Here is a 17,341-nt window from a genome sequence, read left to right on the forward strand (position 1 = left end):
GACAACGCTTTTCGGCACGCTGGCGTTATCCCTCGGTATGAGCTACGAGACCACGACCGAGCGGGGGTTCCTGCTGTCGGCCCGCGAGTGGGGCGTCGTCGGCGGCGCGACGGGGCTGATGCTCCTCAACGTGTTGGTGATGTACGTCGCGGCGGCGACGCCGGTCGCGCAGGTCAACCGGATCGTGTTCTCGGTCCCCATCGTCGGCGCGCTGATCTACGGCGCGCTGATCACGGGCGGCCAGATGGTCGCCGAGCGCGGCTTCGAGAACGACTCGATGGGGCTGGCGATGGCGGGCGTCGTCGTGCTCGAACTCGCCTTCGGCGCGTTCGGCGGCGGCATACTCTCCTTCCTCTCGGAGGGGGTTCGGATCACCGCGCTGGCGATCACCGGCGCCATCGTCGTCGCGATGACGGCGCTGATCGGCACGTACGTCTACCTGCGCTCGGACACGCAGTTCGACCACTACGGCCGCTGGGCGACGTACGCCTTCCTCGCGGGGCTGGGGGCGATCCTGCTCGCGACATTCGTCCCGGCGGTGGGCGTCGCCGCGTTCGCGCTGATCTTCGCGGGGTTCCTGCTACGGCTCGGCTACGAGATGTGGCAGGTCCGAGAGAGCCGCGGGCGGCCGGCGATGCAGTCCGTGGGGCTGTACGTCGCGGTGGCCGGGGTGTTCGTCCACGTGCTCCAGCTGGTGGTGCGGTCGCTGGCCGAGCGGTAGGCACAGACGGCTCGCAGCGTCACCTCGACGCAGAAATCACTCGGTGACAGTGTGACGCGGAAAATGGGACCGCCCGGATTCGAACCGGGGTCACGGGCACCCAAGGCCCGAAGTATACCAGGCTAACCCACGGTCCCGTGCCCCTACGTCCGCGACTCGCGCGCTAAAGCGTTTCGGGGTCAGACCGCGATCGGGATGCCGAACATCGTCGCGATCCCGAGCGTCGTCACGATCATCAACAGCAGTTGGAGCGGGCCGCCCACCCGGACGTAGTCCGTGAACCGATAGCCGCCGGGACCGTAGACGAACAGGTTCGTCTGGTAGCCCACCGGCGTCATGAACGCCGTACTCGCCGCGAACATCACCGCGAACAGGAACGCGGTCGCGCTGGCGTCGACGGCCTGAGCGGTCTCGACGGCGACGGGGATCATCAGCACGACGCTGGCGTTGTTGCTGATCACGTTGGTCAGCAGCGCGGTGAGCAGGTAGAACACCGCGAGCACGCCGATCACCGGCAGCGCCGCCGAGGAGGCGACGACCGCCTCCGCGAGCAGCGAGGCGGCGCCGGTTCGTTCGAGCGCGATCCCCAGCGGGATCACGCCGGCGAGCAGGAGGATCACGTCCCACTGCACCGCCTCGTAGATCTCCCCGGGGTCGAGACAGCGCGTGACGACCATCGCGAGCGATCCCGCGAGTGCGGAGACGACGATCGGGAGGATCCCCAGCCCCGCGAGCGCGACGACGGCGGCGACGATGCCGATCGCGAGTCCGGTCTTCTCCTCGCGGTAGTCGTGCTGTTCGACCTCGCCGATCAGGATGAACTCCCGGCCGCCGTCGATCCGCTCGATCGTCTCCGTCGGCGCCTGCACCAGCAGCGTGTCGCCGACCTTCAGCGGCACCTCGTCCATCCGCCGGCGCACGACCTCGCGGCCACGACGGAGCGCGAGCACGGTCGCGTTGTAGCGCTGCCGGAAGCCGATCGAGGTGAGCGACTCGCCCACCAGCGGCGAGCCGGGGGCGACGACGACCTCGACGAGGTTCTGCCCCGCCTCGGCCTGTTCGAGTTCGGCCTCGTCGACCGGCACGTCCACCAGATCCAGCCCTTCGAGGTCGAGCAGCGAGAGCAGCGTGTCGCGGTCGGTCCGGAGCGTGAACGTGTCGCCGGCCTGAATCTGCTTGGGGCCGAGCGGTTCGAGGAACACCTCGTCGCCGCGGATGAGCTGGAGCAGGTCCACGTCGAGATCGCCCTCCGACAGCGCGTTCCGGACCTTCCGGCCGACGAGCGGGGAGTCCTCCCGGACGGTCACTTCGGTGAGGTAGTCGCCGACGCCGAACTCCTTGGTCAGGTCGTCGGTGGGCGCGATCCGGGCGGGCGTGAGCCAGCGACCGACGGTCAGCAGGTAGGCGATCCCGACCAGCATCACCACGACCCCCAGCCCCGTGAACTCGAACATCCCGAGCTCGTGGAGGTCGGTGTTGGCGTACTCCGGCGCCGCGGCCAGCCGCGCGGCCACGTCGCTCGCGAGCACGTTGGTCGAGGTGCCGATCAGCGTGAGCGTCCCGCCGAACATCGAGGCGTACGACAGCGGGAGCAGGAGCTTCGAGGGGGAGGTGTTGCCGCGGTTGGCCACGTCGGTCACCATCGGGAGCAGGATCGCGACCGCGGCGGTGTTGTTGATGAACCCGGACACCGGCGAGACGATGCCGACGACCGCACTCAGCTGTTTGATCTCGCTGTCGCCGGTGATCCGGCCGATGTACTCCCCGAGCGTCTGGACGATCCCCGTCCGGCGGACGCCCTCGCTGAGGATGAACATCGCGAGCACGGTGATCGTCGCGGGGCTGGCAAAGCCCGAAAGCCCCTGCTCGGGCGTGATCATCGTCACCTGCCCCGCGAGGACGCCGGCGTCTGCGAGCACCCCGCTGACGGGCTCGACGAGCATCAGCGTCACCATGATACCCAGCGCGGTGATGTCGACGGGCACCGGCTCCGTCGCGAACAGCACCAGCGCCGCCAGCACGATCAGGGTGACGACGACGACTCCGGGCGTGATCGCTGCCACGGGGATGTGGTTACCGCCGGCCGGCAAAAGGGTGGGGGTTCCCGACGGTCACTCCCGCTCGGCGAACGCGGCGCCGAAGGCGGCGCCCAGCGCGAGCCCGATCCCCATCCCGACCGCGAGGTTCTCCAGCGACAGACCGATCGCCGCGCCGAGCGAGACGCCGAGGCCGATCCCCAGCGCCATCGCTTCGTCGTCGTCCATCTCGTCCGCATCCGGCTCCTCGGGCGCCGGCTCGTCGGCCGAGTCGTCACTCGTCATGGGGGAGCGCGCGACGCGCGGGAAGAAGTCGGTTTCGCTACAGTTCCTGCTCGGCGAGTTCGAGCGCCGCCACCTGCTCGTAGGGGCTCTTCCCCTCGCGGATCCCCTCGAGGATCAGGAACGCGTCGTCCGGCGAGAGGAAGTGGCTCGTGACCGCCCGACCGAGCGGCGTCGCCTCGAAGCCGTCGATGAACTCCCACTCGAGCAGCTTCCCGACCGCGTGTTTGGTGGGCACGTCGCCGATCATGCGGTCGTTGAGCCGCTTGGCGAGCTTGCCGGCGACGGCGATGTTCGCCAGCGTCTCTTCGGCGGCGGCAGTCTCGTCGTACACCGTCGAGACGTCCTCCATCTCACCTTTCAGGAGTTTAAACGCGATCTCGTCCTCGGTGGCCTCCATCGAGGCGTGGTAGGAGCAGTCCGGCTCCACGAGCAGGTACACCGTCCCCTGATCGTGGTAGTCGGGGCGGCCCGCACGGCCGAGCATCTGGGAGAACTCCTGGACGGAGAGCCACTCGATCCCCATCGCGAGCGAGTCGAACACGACCTGCGAGGCGGGGAAGTCGACGCCCGCCGCGAGCGCGGCAGTCGTCACGACCGCCGCGAGCTCCTGATCGCCGAACTGGCGCTCGACCTGCTTGCGCCGGCCGTAGTCCAGCCCGGCGTGGTACGGCGCGGAGTCGTACTCCAGCTTCCGGGAGATCTCGTGACAGCGCCGCCGGGAGTTGGTGAAGATGATCGTCTGCCCGCGATACCCCTTCGAGGACTTGCTGTCGAACTCCCGCCTGACGAGGCGGTCCTCGATCCGGAGTTTCTCCCGGCCGTCGGCGAACGTGACGTGGCGCTCGATCGGGACGGGCCGCTCCTCGAACTCGATCAGCGTCGCGCGGAGCTGTTCGGCCAGCCACTCGGGGTTGCCGACCGTCGCGGAGAGGTAGACGTACTGCGCGCCGTCGTAGTCCGAGCGGTCCTTCGCGCGCTGCTCGCAGTAGTGCTTGAGCCGGGAGATCATCCCGTCGAGGCGGTGGCCGCGTTCGCCCTCCTTCAGGCTGTGGACCTCGTCGATGACGACGGTGCCGATGTCGCCCATGTCCTTGCCCGTCCGGAGGCCGTGGTCGATCCCCTCGTAGGTGCCGACGATCACGTCGGCGTTCGGGTCGAACTGGGCGCCGGAGTCGGTCACGCGGGAGCCGCCGACCCGCAGCGTCACGTCGAGGATGTCGCCGTAGCGCTCTTGGAAGTCCTCGTGTTTCTGGTTCGCGAGCGCGACCAGCGGGACGAGGAAGAGGAGTTTTCCGTCGCCCTTCAGCGCGCGGTCGACGCCCGCGAGCTCGCCGACGAGCGTCTTCCCCGTCGCCGTCGCGGAGACGACGAGCTGGTCCCGCCCCTCGAACAGCCCGTTCTCGACGGCGAGGCTCTGGACCGGAAGGAGATTGTCGAAGCGACCCTCGATCATCGACTGCAGTTTCGGGTGGAGGTCGAGGTCGCTCGTCGGGTACGGGTCGACCTCGTCGGTGGTGGCGGAGATGGTGTCGAACTTCGTGAGGTCGGGGTCGAGTTCGCCCTGCAGGAGGTCGGTGATGCGGTCGAGGTCGCCCACCTCGAGCAGAAGCTCCTCCAGTCGCTCCTGTGCGGCGCCGGTGAACTGCCCCTTGTAGGCGAGTTCGCGTTCGAGCTCCTCGACGGCGCAGTCCTGGCAGATGTAGTCCCGATCGGCCGAGATGGCGGTCTCCTCGGTGATCGGCGAGTAGCGGCCGGCGTTGGCGCAGTACCGACAGGTGCGGACGACCAGCGCCTCCTGCTGGTAGCCGTCGAGCATCGCCTGCAAGCGTTCGCGACCCTCGGGGGAGGTCTGCTCGGAGATGCGGATGCGCTCGGCGCGGCGGGCGAGTTCGACGAACTCCTCGGGGCGCATCGGCTCGCCGCCGTCGTCGTCGGACTGCAGGAACCGACGGGGCCGCGGCCCGGCATCGGTCTCCTTGAGTTCGAGCGTGCCGCGGAACACCCGGGAGCCGTCACGGAGCACGACGACGCGGTAGTCGTCGCCGGACTCGTGGAGGAACAGGGTGTCGACGCGGGCGACCTGCTGAGACACGGGTGGGGGTACGCGAAACGGGTACTTCAGCCATGCGGTCGGCGCGAAGCCGTGCCGCGGGAATCCGGCGCATGCGGGTGCAACACAGCCTCACGGAGGGTTTACGGCCCCTCAGCGGCTACACTCCGATAATGAACTCCTCCACGCGCACGAAGGCGACGCTGTTCTGCTCGGTCTGCGGGCACGAGAGCCCGGCCGACGGCGATTGGGACGAATCGGCGACGGCCACCGAGATCGGCGAGCGGATCACGCTCTCCTGCCCGGACTGTGCGACGACGATCACGCGCCGACCCGTGAGCAAGCGGAGCGTCGACGCCGTGGTGGCGAGCGACTGACCGGCACGCTGTCAGCCGGGCAGGGCAAGCGACTGATCGGCGGCGGAGAACCGACCGCTATTCCTCGACCAGTTCGATCGTGTCGTCGCCGTTCGGCACCGCACAGAGGAACGCCCCCGGTCGGTCGCTGTCGTTCCGGTACCAGTGGACCGCGCCGGCGGGGATCAGCAGCGAGTCGCCGGCGGAGACCGTGTACTCCTCGTCGTCGATCCCGACCACGTACTCGCCCGCGAGCACGTACTGCTCGTGTTCGACCGCGTTCGTGTGCTCGGGGACCTCGGCGCCGGCGTCGAGTTCGAACCGCCGGATCGCGAAGTTCGGCGCGCCGTCGCTCTCGTCGAGTAGTACGCCTTTCTGCAGCCCCTCGGCGGCGTCGACGGGCTCGTACTCGATCTCCTCGCTGCGTTTCACGACGTGATCGACCATACCGGGAGTTCGGCGCCGGGGCGCTAAACCGTGACGGCACGGGCCGCGGCGACCGCCTTTTTCACCCCCTCGGCCCAACCGAACGGTATGCGAGGTATCCGTCTCGGGAGCGTCTTCGGCATCCCGATCAAGCTCGACGCCACGTTCCTGCTGATCCTACCGGTGTTCGCCTACCTGATCGGCAGCGACGTGACGACGCTGGTCGAGGAGGTGTTCAACCCCGCGTTCGACGCCGGGATCGAGACCGGCGTGTTGACGCAGGGGTACACCCCCTTCGCGCTCGGCGCCGCGGCGGCGATCGGGCTGTTCACCTGCGTGCTGCTCCACGAACTGGGCCACTCGGCGGTCGCGATGTACTACGGCTACGAGATCGACTCGATCACGCTCTGGCTGCTGGGCGGCGTCGCCCAGTTCGCCGAGATGCCCGAGGACTGGAAGATCGAGTTCCAAGTGGCCGTCGCGGGACCGATCGTAAGCGTCGCCCTCGGGGGGCTGGGCTACGCCGGCTTCTCGCTGGTCGCCGGCGGCGGGCGACCGATCGCGACGTTCCTGCTCGGCTACCTGATGCTCGCGAACGTCATGCTCGCCGCGTTCAACATGCTGCCCGGGTTCCCGATGGACGGGGGCCGCGTGCTGCGGGCGCTGCTCGCCCGGACGCGGACCCACGCTCGCGCGACCCAGATCGCCGCGGAGGTCGGGAAGGGGTTCGCGCTACTGCTGGGGCTGCTCGGGCTGTTCAGCGGCCCGAACCTGCTGCTGGTCGCGCTGGCGTTCTTCATCTACATCGGCGCGGCGGGCGAGGCCCAGCAGACCGTGCTCAAGGCGGCGTTCCAGGGCGTCACCGTGAGCGACGTGATGACCGCGGAGCTTCACACTGTCTCGCCGGACGACAGCGTCGCCGACCTGATGGGCCGGATGTTCCGCGAGCGCCACACCGGCTACCCGGTGGTCGAGAACGGCGAGCTCGTCGGGATGGTGACGCTCGCCGACGCCCAGTCGGTCGACGAGGTCGAGCGCGACGCGATGCGCGTCGACGACGTGATGTCGACCGAGGTGTACACCGCGACGCCCGAGACGGAGGCGATGGAGGCGCTCCAGACGATGCAGGAACACGGCGTCGGGCGCCTGCCCGTCGTCGACGCCAACGGGAAGCTCTGCGGGATCATCTCCCGGACGGACCTGATGACCGCGTTCGACATCATCCAGCAGAGCGGCGCCGCTCCGAGCGAGTCGATGGGGCCGAACCTCTCGCCGTTCGGGCGGTAGTCGGCGTTTTTGCGGGTTTGGTGGTCGTCCGTCGTCAATTCTGTCGATCGTGATTCGTCGTCGACGGCTGGTATAGCAACAGCAGTTCGATCGTTGGCACCTTGTGACCGCACCGCCCCGCACAGCCCACAGACCTCCCCAGCCGACTCCTTCGTTCACTGCGTTCACTCAGTCGTCCCTCGCGCTGACTCGCGCACGGAGGCGCTCGCGCTTCGCGCCGACCGCCGTGGCGGTGGACGCCTCGCGCCGGCGACCTGTCGCCGGCGCGGGGGGAGGGGTGGGGAACCCGGTACTGCGCCGGGCTTCATGCCCGGCGCACTGCGGTCACAAGTAGTCAAGCATCGAGATGCTGTGCCGTTGCGGTTGCTGTCTGACCGACGACGTACGTGAACATAGCCGATAAGTGAGGATGCGGGATTCGACGAGCCTTCGGCTGCTCACGTTCGTTCGCAGCCAGAAGGTCCGGGCGCGGGAATTGAACCCGCGTCTCAGCCCCCACAAGGCTGAAGGATACCACTACCCCAGCCCGGACACAGCGATTCCTACCACGGTTTCAGGGAAATACGTTACGACATTCCCGGCCCCGTGACACGCCGCCGCAGGGGAGCGGGAGGCTTTTGCCGCCGACTCGCGTAACCGCCGGTAGTGGCGATCACCGACAAGATCTACGTCAAGAACCACCGGCAGATCGCCTCCCAACTGGAGCGCTCGATCCCCAAGGGCGCGTTCAAGGGGGCGACGCTGGACCTGCTGTTCACGGGCGACGGCATCGAGAAACTCGACGAGGCGACCCGCGAGAAGGTGCTCGACTTCGCGGAGGACTTCCTCGACTGCGACTGCGACAACAACCCCTACTGCGGCCACCCCGAGGAGAAGTTCGTCCAGTACCTGCTCGAACTCCGCGCGCAGGGACTGGGTCCCGACGCCATCGTCGACACGATGTCCGCGGAGTACATGCTGTACGCCTACTCGGGGGACGTGCTCTCCTTCCTCGACAGCTCGATCCGACGGCTGGAGGCCGTCGAGTCGCTGGCAGAAGTCGAAGGGGACCAGGAGGCCGCACGCCGCGCTCGCGAAGCCAAGCAGGAACTCTCGGGCTGACTACCCGATCTGGTACGTGTTCTCGTCGCCGTCGAGGTCCTCGAGCTTGACGACCTCTTCCGTCTCGTCGGCCTGCTCGCGCAGGTAGTCGATGTAGCGTTTGTGCTCCTCCAGCTGCTCGCGCAGGTGGTCGGCCTCCAGCTCCAGCCGCTCGTGCTCGCGGATGAAGCTCTTCGGCACCTCCACCGTCGGCGGGAAGCTCTCGTCGTCCTCGGCCTCCCGATCGGCGGGGACGAGATCCACCTGCCCGTCGTGGGCGACGAGCGTGTCGACGTAGTCCCGAAACACCGCCGACAACGAGATCTCGCGCTCCTCCGCGATCTCCCGCAGCGCCTCGAACGCATCCTCGTCGACGCGGAAGGAGATCGTCTTGCTCTTGGTCCCCATCTCGCCCGGCGGTTGTGAGCGGCCGAACTTAAGCGTTTGTGGGCGGCGAACCGACGAGCGCGGCGGTCGCGCTCTCGAAAGGGTTATCCGGGAGCGGGTCGTTGCTTCGGTTGCAATGGCGACTGGAACGGTTGATTTCTTCAACGACACGGGCGGTTACGGTTTCATCGAGACTGAGGACGCAGACGAGGACGTCTTCTTCCACATGGAAGACGTGGGCGGCCCGGACCTCGAGGAAGGCCAGGAAGTTGAGTTTGACATCGAACAGGCCGACAAGGGCCCCCGCGCGACGAACCTGACCCGCCTGTAAGTCGGTTCTTCGCTGCGGATTTCTGCGTTTATTACACTGAACAGCGGTAGCCCCGGCGATCGGTCGTCGGCCGAGCCCTCAGCGGGCGCGTGCCGGCGTGACCGTCTCGCCGACGTGGAGCCGCCAGAGCTCCGCGTACAGTCCGTCCGCGTCGAGTAGCTCCCCGTGGCTGCCGCGTTCGACTATCTCTCCGTCCTCAAATGCCAGCAGCCGGTCGGCGTCCCGGACCGTCGAGAGTCGGTGAGCGATCGCGATCGTCGTCCGCCCCGCACGCGCCTCGGCGAGGCTCTCCTGCAGGAGCAGTTCCGTCCGGTTGTCGACGTGGCTGGTCGCCTCGTCGAGCAGGAGGATCGGCGGATCGGGTAGGATCGCCCGCGCGATCGCCAGCCGCTGTCGCTGCCCGCCCGAGAGCCGCGTCCCGCGCTCGCCGATCCGGGTGTCGTACCCCTCGGGCAGGTCGGTGACGAACTCGTGGGCGTTCGCCCGCTTCGCCGCGTCGACGACCGCCGCGCGATCAGCGTCGTCGACGCCGTAGGCGACGTTCTCGGCGACGCTACCGTCGAACAGGTAAGGGTCCTGACTTACGTAGCCGACCTGCTCGCGGAGGTCGGAGGCGGCCACCCCAGTGGTGTCGGCGCCGTCGACGGCGATCGTCCCCGAGTCAGGGTCGTAGAACCGCAGCAGGAGTCTGAGCGCCGTCGACTTCCCGGCACCGGTCGGCCCGATCAGTCCGACGAACTCCCCGGGCTCGACGGCGAAGGAGACACTCCGGAGTGCGGGATCGGTCGCTTCCGGGTAGCCGAAGCGTACGTCCTCGAAGGCGACGGCCCCCGACACGTCGCCGAGAGCGTTCCCGCCCTTGGCGTTCCCCGTCGGGTACCGAAGCAGGCCGAGGACGCGCTTGGCGGACGCCCGTGCGTCGGTGTAGCCGTCGGCCACGTCAGCCAGCCGCGAGGACTCGCCGACGAACATCCCGCTGTAGAAGTAGAACGTCACGAACGTCCCGGCCGAGAGCTGTCGGGTGAACGGCCCCGGCGGCCCGAACAGCAGCCACGAGCCGCCGACCGCGACGACGAGAAAGCCCGTGGCCACGGAGACGCCGCGGCGCGCGGCGAAAAACAGCGCCGAGAGCTTCCCGGCCGCCCAGTCGGCCCGCCAGTACGCCCGTGACTCGTCGGCGACTCGCTCGGACTCCGCCTCCGCAGCGGCGAAGGCTTTCACCGTCTCGATCCCCTCGACTGCCTGCTGAATCCGGGTGTTCAGCGCGCCGACCGCCTCCCGCCGCTCGTCGTACCGCGGCTCGACCGCGCGCTGGTAGCCGGCGACCAACAGGGCCATCACCGGCGCGGGGGCGAGGACCGCGAGAGTCAGCTGCCAGTGGATCGCCAGCATCGCCACGAGGGTCGCGACGAAGAACGCCCCTGTTCGGACGGCTCGCTGGAGCCCGTCGTCGAGGAACGACTCGAGTTGGTTCACGTCGTTGTTGAGCACGCTCATCACCTCGCCGGTGCGTTCGCTCTCGAACACTGGAACGCCGAGCAGCCCCGCGGCGTCGAACGCGTCGGTCCGAAGGTCGTGCAGCATCGAGCCCCGGAGCCACCGCCACGACGCCCGACGGAGGGCGTTGGTTCCGACGTTGACGACGCCGGCGAACAGGAACGCCCCAAGCAGGAGCCGGAACTGGCTGCCGGTGTCGACGGGGAGCCACCCCGAAGGGACGAGTGGCAGCGAGAGGCCGCTCCCGAGCAGGAACCCGTCGACGAACTGGCCGAGCAAGTACGGCGCGACGAGTGTCGACAGCCGCCACAGTACCGTGGTGACGACCGCGGCGCCGAACAGCGCCCGCCGACCGGGAACGTATCGCCGAAGCATCGCGAGGACCGGCCAGTCCTGTTCGGCCGCGGCGTCGGTGATCGACGGGAGGCTCATCGCCGCCACCTCGGGAGCGGGCAGTCCCGGACCGTGTCGACGCCGTGGGTGGGACCGACGGCGCGGATCGGGCCGATCGGTAGTGTGCGTCTCGGTTCAGCAGGTCGTACCGTCGTGGTGTCTCGTTGCATCGTGACACCGCTGCGGGCGGCGGCCGGCGGGGCCCAGCACAGTGCTGCGGCTCCCGCCGAGAGAAGACGGACGGAACGATTTTCGGGGAGAACTTAAATCGGTCGCTGCCCCCTGTCGTTTTGTCTCCCCCCGACCAACCCCGTCCATGAGCGACGACACGCGGTTCGAGCGACTGGACCGCCACGCCACGCCCGGCCCGCGGAACTCCCTCCGGCACTGGCCCGACGCCAAGTCCCCGCTCCGCGTGGCACTGAACTACGTCGCCGTCTGGCTGATCCGGATCTCCCCCAGCCTCCGGTTCAAGAACTGGCTGCTCCGGCGGCTCGGCGCCGACGTGGGGGCGGGCGTCTCGTGGGGGCTGGAGGCCACCCCGGACGTGTTCTGGCCCGAGCGCATCACGCTGGGCGAGGACGCCATCGTCGGCTACGACGCGACGCTGCTCTGTCACGAGTTCTTACAGGAGGAGTACCGCCTCGGCGACGTGGTCGTCGGCGATCGGGCGATGATCGGCGCGGGCGCGATCGTCCTCCCGGGCGTCGAGATCGGCGACGACGCGCAGGTCGCGGCGAACTCGCTGGTGACCGAGGACGTGCCCGAGGGCGAAACCGTCGCGGGCGTGCCCGCGGAGCCGCTGGACCGGGAGTGACGCCTCGGCGGCGTCAGTCGTCGTGGACGATCACAATCCCGCCCTCGAACACGCGGTCGTTCGGGACGATGTACTCCTCGCCGTCGGACTCGATGTGTGTGACGAACACGTCGATCTCCTGGACGACGCCGCGCTGACCGTTGATCTTCACCGTGTCGCCGATACCGTAGGGCTCGTTCAGGAACAGGTACAGCCCCGCGGCCGCGGAGGTGAGCATCTGCTTGCCGGCGACGACGCCGAACACCACCAGCGCGAGGGCGTACAGCGCCAGCAGCACGACCAGCGCGAACGTCGCGACGCCGATCTGATCCAGCGCGAGCACGGTCGCGACGTAGACGACGCTGTACTTCGCCGCGGTCGGGACGATCCCGATCTGGGGGAGCTTGACGCTCCGCAGCCGCTCGGAGAGCACGAGTTCGACCTTGTCACCGACGATGACGCCGACGATCAGGATCAACACGGCGACGAAGAAGCTGGGGAAGAAGCCGGTCGCCTGCGACCAGAACTGCTCGGCGTAACTCCGCTCCGCGATGGAGACGGCGACGATTGCGCCGAGGATGACGATGAACCACCCCGAGAGCTGTGAGAGGATCGCAACCGTCGAGGTGCCGATCCCGCGGGCGGTGCGCTCGAACGCCGTCCCCTCAATCGTCTCCGGCAAGCCCGCCCGTCTGAGCAGTCCGGCGTTGACTTTGACGACCAGCCACGCGAGAAGCACCGCGAGGACGAACACCCCGAGTGCGAGCCAGATCCGCTCGGGAACCGCGCCCAGCGGGCCGCCGGCCTCGAACCCGGATTGGAGGGCCATCGGGGGCATCAGTAGTCCTCCGGGTCGATCTCCAGAATCAGCTCGCCGCCTTTGAACGCCCGGACCATCCCGTCGGACTCCGAGAGCACGATCGCGGTCGCGTTGGTCGCCCGGGTGACCGCCGCGCCGGCCATGTGGCGGGTGCCCAGCCCCTTCGGGATGTCCACGCCCTCGGCCCCCGGTTCGAGGTAGCGGTACGCGGAGACGATCTTCCCGGAGTCGCTGATGACGAACGCGCCGTCGAGCCGCGAGAACTCCTTGAGCATCACGTTCACGATCGGGTCGCCGACGTGGACGTGGGACTTCTCGAAGGGGTTGTAGCTGAGCGGCCGGGACTTGTTCATCACCTTCCCGGCGTCGCCGATCACGAACAGCGCGCCGACGGGCTTGCCCTTCTGGCCTTTCTTCCCCAGTTCGATCACCACCTCGAACACGTCGCGGATGACCCCCGGATCCGCACGCGAGTTCGCGAACAGGTCGTACACGCCGGAGTGCATCGACTCGTCGGCGCGGACGCGCACGACGGAGTCGTGTTCGTCGAACACGCTGACGACGCACGCCACCTCGTCGCCGTCGTCGACGACACCGCGGTCCATCGCGCCCTCGACGCCGAACTTGATCCGGTCGCGGACGTTCTCGAACTCCAGCGGTAGCTCGACGAACACCTCGGCGTCGACGACGTTCTCCGGCGCGATAACCACAACCTCCCCGTCGAGATCCTCGAAGCGTTCGTAGAACCCGCTGCTGGGGGAGAACACGAACACCGCGTCCAGATCCGCCGTCAGGTCGTCGAGGAGATCGGCAGGGGTCGACATTATCAAGAATAATCCCGCCCGTGGATCAAAGGGTTTGTGGGTCCGTCAGACGGGCGTCCGACGCCGCCCCTGCGGGGAGCTTCCCAGCAAGCTTTAGACGGAACGCGCTGATGGGTCGCGTATGGACGAGAGACGGCTGATTATCGCCCTGTTCGGCGTGGCCGTCACGGCCATGGTCGGCTTCCTCGCACACCGGTTCATCGCCCCGCTGACGGTGTCGGTGTTCCTCTACTACTCGACGCGTCGGTACTTCAAGTTCCTCCGGCGGCTCCGGCTCCCCGCGCGGGTGCGGGCGGTGACGGTGCTCGCCTCGCTCGCGGTGCCGCTGTTGCTGCTCGTGAGCTACGCGACGGTGCTACTGGTGATCGAGGCACGGTCGTTCGTGGAGCAGTACTCGCTGCTCGACGTGGCGGCGACGGAGGTCGAGTGGCTCGGCGGGATCGACCGCATCCCCGAGTTCACCGTGCAGGGGCTGTACGAGGCGTACCAGTCGGGCGACCTCTCGCCGTTCATCCAGTTCGCGACCGACCACGCGGAGCTGTTGACCTCGCTGGTCTCGGGCTTCTTCCTCAACCTCTTCGTCGTCGTGATCGTCACCTACTACCTGCTGATCGACGGCCGGCGGATGCGCGACTGGCTGCTCCGGTTCGACGACGACGCCATCATCCGGGAGTATCTGGAGGCCGCCGACGAGGAGTTGGAGTCGGTGCTGTTCGGCAACCTCCTGAACGTGATCGCCATCTCGCTGATCGCGATCGCGTCGTTCACCGCCTACAACGCCGTCGCCCCCGCGCCGGCGGAGGTCCCCTACCCCGCGCTGGCGGGGACGCTGACGGGGATCGCGAGCCTGATCCCGGTGGTGGGGATGAAGATCGTCTACCTCCCGCTGACGGCGATCGCCGCGCTCCCGATCGTGCTCGGCGGCGACCAGTCGCTGCTCGTCTACGTCGTCGGCTTCCTCGCCGTCGCGGTCGTCGTCGTCGACACGATCCCGGACATCCTCCTGCGGCCGATCCTGAGCGGCGAGACCACTCACGTCGGACTCCTGATGCTCGCGTACACGCTCGGGCCGGTGGTGCTGGGGTTCTACGGCCTGTTCTTCGCGCCGATCGTGCTGGTGATCGCCATGACGTTCGCCCAGACCGCCCTACCGCGGCTGCTCGGCGCCGACGAGGACGATGGGATCTCCTCGGACCAGATGCGGCTGCGTGACTTCACGGAGCAGCGGAGCTTCCGGGAGAGCGTCCGGGAGCGGGTTCGGGACGGCATGCCCGGGAGCGATCGGTAGTGGCTGCACAGTTCGGTACGTAAAGACCGCTCTGCCGTTTCTTCAAAACGATACGCGGGACCGGATTCGAACCACGGTCGGACGTGCTCGCTCGCTGCGCGCGACCTCCCTGCTTCGAATCCTCATAGCGATTTTCTCCCTCGCTGTCGCTCGGACAGAAAATGCGCGGGACCGGATTCGAACCGGAGCGAGAAATGCTCGCTCACTCCGTTCACTGTGCGTTCCTCGCAAGGTTCGGAATCCTCACGTGGCGCATACATGCCTCTCACGTTCGTTCGAGGCAGTATGCGCGGGACCGGATTCGAACCGGCGGACCCCTACGGGATAGCGTCCTAAGCGCTACGCCTTTGGCCTGGCTCGGCAACCCGCGCGCACCCCCACCTACGGCCCAATCGCCGTAAGAAACTGTCGTTCCGGGCGACGCCGCCGGCCCCCAACTACTCCCGTCTCGCTCCCGAAACGACGCCCATGCGTCTCCACCAGAGCTGGAAAAACTACGCCACGCAGCTGCTCCTCGAACGGGAGATCCCCCTCGTCACCGACTGGACGCGCTCGTGGCTGGTCGATCTCCACGCCGACTTCTTCGTCGAGCACAGCGAGCAGGACGGCACAGCCCGCCGCCCCCTGTTCGACGCGCTGTTCGACGCCGCCATCGACGTCTACCTCGCCGCGCTCCGCGAGGGATACCCCGAGGCACAGGCCCGCGAGATCACCCACATCCAAGGGTCGTGGACGTTCATCCGGCACGGCTGGGGCGAACTGATCGAGTTCCCGCCCGACGAGTCTGCCGCGTACTACGAGCGCTACGAGGCGTTCTACGACCGTCACGACTGCTCGCCGAAGGATCCATTCGGGGAGTTCGCACCCGCGGATGGCCTCCCGGACGCGCCCGAAACGCCGGAGCGCCTGAACGGCGACTACCCGTTCGCGGCGTCGGGGCTGGACGACGGCGTCTACGTCGTCGACGAGAACACCGAGGTCAGACTGGAGTGTGGCGTCGACGCCGAAGACATCACACCGAGCGCCTGACTTCGATTCAGTCCGCGAGCGCCGCCTCCAGCCGCTCGACGTACGCCTCGTTCCCGACGTGAACGGGCACGCGCTGGTGGAGATCCGTCGGTTCGACCGACAGCAGCGACTGCTCGCCGTCCGAGGAGGCGCCGCCGGCGGCCTCGATTATCTTCGCGATCGGTGCGCCCTCGAACTGCAGGCGAAGCTTCCCGTTCGGCGCCGACTCGAGCGCGGGGTAGGCGAAGATCCCGCCGTAGCTCAGCACCTGATTCACGTCGCCGACCATCGCGCCGCCGTAGCGGAGTTTGAGCTCCGACTCCACCTCGCGGGCGTACTCGCGGAACGCGTCGGGCCACTCCGGCACTCGGCCGCCGAAGCCGTAGACGACGGGATCGTCCGGGAGGGAGACGTCCTCCTCGACCGCGCGGGCCTCCCCGCCGTCGATCACGGAGGTCGTCACCGTCCCCTCGCGGGCGACGGTCATCGTCGTGATCGGGCCGTAGAGCACGTACGCCGCGGCGACGAGGCTCTCTCCCGCCGCGGGTAGGGACTCGTCGGCGATCCCGACGATCGTCCCCATCGCGTTGTTGGAAGCGAGGTTCGAGGAGCCGTCGAGCGGGTCGATCGCGACCGCCACGTCGCCCTCGCCGGGCGCGCCGTCGCCGGTGTCGACGACCGCCTCCCGCTCCTCGCTGGCGAACTCGGCGACGCCGTCGATGGCGCCCAGCGCCTCGAAGAACAGTTCGTCGGCGTGAACGTCGGCGGCGGTGACGCTCTCGCCGGAGGGGTTCTCGACGCCCGCCTCCGTGAGTCGTCGGCCCGGGAGGCCGCCGCGCACGTCCGGGGCGACCGCCGCGACCGTCTCGAGCACGTCGTCGACGGTGTCGCTCATCAGTCGAGCGTCGCCTGCTCGCCGTGGCTCTCGACGGCGGCCAGCGCCTCTTCAACGGACGTCTCCTCGAAGATGATCTTCTCCAGCCCGTCGAGCAGCGCCTCGGGGTTCTCCCGCTGGAACACGTTCCGGCCGACCGCGAGCCCCTTCGCGCCGGCGTCCATTGCCTCCTTCACCGTCGAGAGGAACGCCTCGTCGGAGGCCTTCGAGCCGCCGGACATCACCACGTCCGTCGACGCCGCGGCGTCGCAGGCGTGGGCCATCGCCTCGGGGTCGCCGGGGTACTTGATCTTCGCCACGTCGGCGCCGAGTTCGAGGCCGAGTCGGGCCGCGTAGGAGATCACGGAGGGCTTGGTGTCGTTCTTGACGCCCTGCCCGCGCGGGTAGGACCACATGACGACGCCCATGTCCCGGTCGCGTGCTTCCTCCTGTGCCTCGGCGAACTCCTCGGCCATCTCCACCTCGTGGTTCGAGCCGCCGTAGAGGGTGAAACCGATTGCGTCGGCGCCGAGCTCGTCGGCGTACTCGACGCTCCAGTTCACGGCGGAGTCGTGCTCGCCCATCCAGAGGTTCGAGGTGCCGTTGATCTTCGCGAGCAGATTGACCTCTTCCTCGTAGTCGGGGTAGTGGGCCTCGGCGACGCCCTTGCCGACCGCCAGCGCGGTCACGGCGTCGTGGGTCGCCACGTCGAAGACGTGCTCGGGGTTCATCGACTCCGGCACCGCCTCGAAGTCCACGGGACCGTGTTCGAGACCGTGATCGTACGCCAGGATCAGCAGTTTGCCGTCGCGCGAGATGGGGTCAGTTGCGCCGGGGATCATGTTCTGCGTTCGGGCGAGTCGGCACAAAAAGCTATCCAAC

18 protein-coding genes and 3 tRNA genes are annotated in these 17,341 nt (G+C 68.2%); 8 read left to right on the top strand and 13 right to left on the bottom strand.

Annotated elements, in window-relative coordinates:
- Window positions 1–37: 37 nt before the first annotated feature.
- Window positions 38–721 carry a hypothetical protein gene (locus ACYQZ5_RS11440; RefSeq protein WP_379730660.1) on the top strand — a complete coding sequence of 228 codons (684 nt, stop codon included), beginning with the start codon at window positions 38–40 and terminating at the stop codon, window positions 719–721.
- Between the two features lie 64 nt (window positions 722–785).
- Here the strand turns inward: ACYQZ5_RS11440 and ACYQZ5_RS11445 are convergent.
- From ACYQZ5_RS11445 to ACYQZ5_RS11460, 4 genes are all read right to left on the bottom strand, one after another.
- Window positions 786–858 (bottom strand) — tRNA-Pro (locus ACYQZ5_RS11445).
- 42 nt (window positions 859–900) lie between these two features.
- Window positions 901–2,784 carry an SLC13 family permease gene (locus ACYQZ5_RS11450; RefSeq protein WP_379730662.1) on the bottom strand — a complete coding sequence of 628 codons (1,884 nt, stop codon included), beginning with the start codon at window positions 2,782–2,784 and terminating at the stop codon, window positions 901–903.
- A gap of 48 nt (window positions 2,785–2,832) precedes the next feature.
- Window positions 2,833–3,042: a glycine zipper domain-containing protein gene (locus ACYQZ5_RS11455; RefSeq protein WP_379730663.1), complete on the bottom strand. Its 210-nt coding sequence runs from the start codon at window positions 3,040–3,042 to the stop codon at window positions 2,833–2,835.
- 37 nt (window positions 3,043–3,079) lie between these two features.
- Complete coding sequence (locus ACYQZ5_RS11460; protein WP_379730665.1) at window positions 3,080–5,134, bottom strand: DEAD/DEAH box helicase; 2,055 nt, start codon at window positions 5,132–5,134, stop codon at window positions 3,080–3,082.
- A gap of 131 nt (window positions 5,135–5,265) precedes the next feature.
- Here ACYQZ5_RS11460 and ACYQZ5_RS11465 point away from each other — a divergent pair, with 131 nt between their 5' ends.
- Window positions 5,266–5,469, top strand: a complete 204-nt coding sequence (locus ACYQZ5_RS11465) for a DUF8106 domain-containing protein (RefSeq protein ID WP_379730666.1) — start codon at window positions 5,266–5,268, stop codon at window positions 5,467–5,469.
- A gap of 57 nt (window positions 5,470–5,526) precedes the next feature.
- Here the strand turns inward: ACYQZ5_RS11465 and ACYQZ5_RS11470 are convergent, their stop codons facing one another.
- Window positions 5,527–5,895, bottom strand: a complete 369-nt coding sequence (locus tag ACYQZ5_RS11470; RefSeq protein WP_379730667.1) for a cupin domain-containing protein — start codon at window positions 5,893–5,895, stop codon at window positions 5,527–5,529.
- Window positions 5,896–5,982: 87 nt separating this feature from the next.
- On the opposite strand from ACYQZ5_RS11470, the gene ACYQZ5_RS11475 reads away from it, so the two are divergent.
- On the top strand, window positions 5,983–7,161 hold the full coding sequence (locus tag ACYQZ5_RS11475; RefSeq protein ID WP_379730668.1) for a CBS domain-containing protein: 1,179 nt from the start codon (window positions 5,983–5,985) through the stop codon (window positions 7,159–7,161).
- 460 nt (window positions 7,162–7,621) lie between these two features.
- Here ACYQZ5_RS11475 and ACYQZ5_RS11480 read toward each other — a convergent pair.
- Window positions 7,622–7,692, bottom strand: a tRNA-His gene (locus tag ACYQZ5_RS11480).
- A 114-nt stretch (window positions 7,693–7,806) separates the two neighbouring features.
- Here ACYQZ5_RS11480 and ACYQZ5_RS11485 point away from each other — a divergent pair.
- Window positions 7,807–8,262, top strand: coding sequence for a DUF5814 domain-containing protein (locus tag ACYQZ5_RS11485; RefSeq protein WP_379731077.1), 456 nt, complete (start codon window positions 7,807–7,809; stop codon window positions 8,260–8,262).
- On the opposite strand, the gene ACYQZ5_RS11490 is transcribed toward ACYQZ5_RS11485, so the two are convergent.
- Window positions 8,263–8,649: a DUF8146 domain-containing protein gene (locus ACYQZ5_RS11490; RefSeq protein WP_379731078.1), complete on the bottom strand. Its 387-nt coding sequence runs from the start codon at window positions 8,647–8,649 to the stop codon at window positions 8,263–8,265.
- 115 nt (window positions 8,650–8,764) lie between these two features.
- Between ACYQZ5_RS11490 and ACYQZ5_RS11495 the strand changes: the two genes are divergently transcribed.
- On the top strand, window positions 8,765–8,959 hold the full coding sequence (locus tag ACYQZ5_RS11495; RefSeq protein WP_049981782.1) for a cold-shock protein: 195 nt from the start codon (window positions 8,765–8,767) through the stop codon (window positions 8,957–8,959).
- Between the two features lie 78 nt (window positions 8,960–9,037).
- On the opposite strand, the gene ACYQZ5_RS11500 is transcribed toward ACYQZ5_RS11495, so the two are convergent.
- Window positions 9,038–10,888 carry an ABC transporter ATP-binding protein gene (locus ACYQZ5_RS11500; protein WP_379731079.1) on the bottom strand — a complete coding sequence of 617 codons (1,851 nt, stop codon included), beginning with the start codon at window positions 10,886–10,888 and terminating at the stop codon, window positions 9,038–9,040.
- A 277-nt stretch (window positions 10,889–11,165) separates the two neighbouring features.
- On the opposite strand from ACYQZ5_RS11500, the gene ACYQZ5_RS11505 reads away from it, so the two are divergent.
- Window positions 11,166–11,666, top strand: a complete 501-nt coding sequence (locus ACYQZ5_RS11505) for an acyltransferase (protein WP_379731080.1) — start codon at window positions 11,166–11,168, stop codon at window positions 11,664–11,666.
- A 13-nt stretch (window positions 11,667–11,679) separates the two neighbouring features.
- Here the strand turns inward: ACYQZ5_RS11505 and ACYQZ5_RS11510 are convergent, their stop codons facing one another.
- Both ACYQZ5_RS11510 and dacZ read right to left on the bottom strand, forming a co-directional pair.
- Window positions 11,680–12,483 carry a mechanosensitive ion channel domain-containing protein gene (locus ACYQZ5_RS11510; RefSeq protein WP_459846234.1) on the bottom strand — a complete coding sequence of 268 codons (804 nt, stop codon included), beginning with the start codon at window positions 12,481–12,483 and terminating at the stop codon, window positions 11,680–11,682.
- Window positions 12,483–13,289: a diadenylate cyclase DacZ gene (gene dacZ / locus ACYQZ5_RS11515; protein ID WP_379731082.1), complete on the bottom strand. Its 807-nt coding sequence runs from the start codon at window positions 13,287–13,289 to the stop codon at window positions 12,483–12,485. The genes ACYQZ5_RS11510 and dacZ overlap by 1 nt, the downstream gene beginning before the upstream one ends.
- A gap of 121 nt (window positions 13,290–13,410) precedes the next feature.
- Here dacZ and ACYQZ5_RS11520 point away from each other — a divergent pair, with 121 nt between their 5' ends.
- Entirely contained in the window at window positions 13,411–14,577 is a 1,167-nt protein-coding gene (locus ACYQZ5_RS11520; protein WP_379731083.1) for an AI-2E family transporter, read from the top strand.
- Between the two features lie 286 nt (window positions 14,578–14,863).
- Here ACYQZ5_RS11520 and ACYQZ5_RS11525 read toward each other — a convergent pair.
- Window positions 14,864–14,948: transfer RNA gene (locus ACYQZ5_RS11525), tRNA-Leu, on the bottom strand.
- Window positions 14,949–15,045: 97 nt separating this feature from the next.
- Here ACYQZ5_RS11525 and ACYQZ5_RS11530 point away from each other — a divergent pair.
- A complete protein-coding gene (locus ACYQZ5_RS11530) occupies window positions 15,046–15,606 on the top strand; it encodes a DUF6149 family protein (RefSeq protein ID WP_379731084.1) in 561 nt (186 codons plus the stop codon).
- Between the two features lie 7 nt (window positions 15,607–15,613).
- On the opposite strand, the gene ACYQZ5_RS11535 is transcribed toward ACYQZ5_RS11530, so the two are convergent.
- Both ACYQZ5_RS11535 and ACYQZ5_RS11540 read right to left on the bottom strand, forming a co-directional pair.
- Complete coding sequence (locus ACYQZ5_RS11535) at window positions 15,614–16,480, bottom strand: class 1 fructose-bisphosphatase (protein ID WP_379818691.1); 867 nt, start codon at window positions 16,478–16,480, stop codon at window positions 15,614–15,616.
- Window positions 16,480–17,301, bottom strand: coding sequence for a class I fructose-bisphosphate aldolase (locus ACYQZ5_RS11540; protein ID WP_379730921.1), 822 nt, complete (start codon window positions 17,299–17,301; stop codon window positions 16,480–16,482). Before ACYQZ5_RS11540 ends, ACYQZ5_RS11535 begins: the two co-directional genes overlap by 1 nt.
- Window positions 17,302–17,341: the final 40 nt, after the last annotated feature.

This window comes from Halolamina salina (assembly GCF_054653455.1).

Coding starts and splice junctions, on each gene's coding strand:
- ACYQZ5_RS11455 (WP_379730663.1), bottom strand. CDS start 3,042: ATGACGAGTGACGACTCGGCCGACGAGCCGGCGCCCGAGGAGCCGGAT.
- ACYQZ5_RS11475 (WP_379730668.1), top strand. CDS start 5,983: ATGCGAGGTATCCGTCTCGGGAGCGTCTTCGGCATCCCGATCAAGCTC.
- dacZ (WP_379731082.1), bottom strand. CDS start 13,289: ATGTCGACCCCTGCCGATCTCCTCGACGACCTGACGGCGGATCTGGAC.
- ACYQZ5_RS11500 (WP_379731079.1), bottom strand. CDS start 10,888: ATGAGCCTCCCGTCGATCACCGACGCCGCGGCCGAACAGGACTGGCCG.
- ACYQZ5_RS11495 (WP_049981782.1), top strand. CDS start 8,765: ATGGCGACTGGAACGGTTGATTTCTTCAACGACACGGGCGGTTACGGT.
- ACYQZ5_RS11470 (WP_379730667.1), bottom strand. CDS start 5,895: ATGGTCGATCACGTCGTGAAACGCAGCGAGGAGATCGAGTACGAGCCC.
- ACYQZ5_RS11520 (WP_379731083.1), top strand. CDS start 13,411: ATGGACGAGAGACGGCTGATTATCGCCCTGTTCGGCGTGGCCGTCACG.
- ACYQZ5_RS11505 (WP_379731080.1), top strand. CDS start 11,166: ATGAGCGACGACACGCGGTTCGAGCGACTGGACCGCCACGCCACGCCC.
- ACYQZ5_RS11540 (WP_379730921.1), bottom strand. CDS start 17,301: ATGATCCCCGGCGCAACTGACCCCATCTCGCGCGACGGCAAACTGCTG.
- ACYQZ5_RS11530 (WP_379731084.1), top strand. CDS start 15,046: ATGCGTCTCCACCAGAGCTGGAAAAACTACGCCACGCAGCTGCTCCTC.
- ACYQZ5_RS11465 (WP_379730666.1), top strand. CDS start 5,266: ATGAACTCCTCCACGCGCACGAAGGCGACGCTGTTCTGCTCGGTCTGC.
- ACYQZ5_RS11490 (WP_379731078.1), bottom strand. CDS start 8,649: ATGGGGACCAAGAGCAAGACGATCTCCTTCCGCGTCGACGAGGATGCG.
- ACYQZ5_RS11535 (WP_379818691.1), bottom strand. CDS start 16,480: ATGAGCGACACCGTCGACGACGTGCTCGAGACGGTCGCGGCGGTCGCC.
- ACYQZ5_RS11440 (WP_379730660.1), top strand. CDS start 38: ATGAGCTACGAGACCACGACCGAGCGGGGGTTCCTGCTGTCGGCCCGC.
- ACYQZ5_RS11510 (WP_459846234.1), bottom strand. CDS start 12,483: ATGCCCCCGATGGCCCTCCAATCCGGGTTCGAGGCCGGCGGCCCGCTG.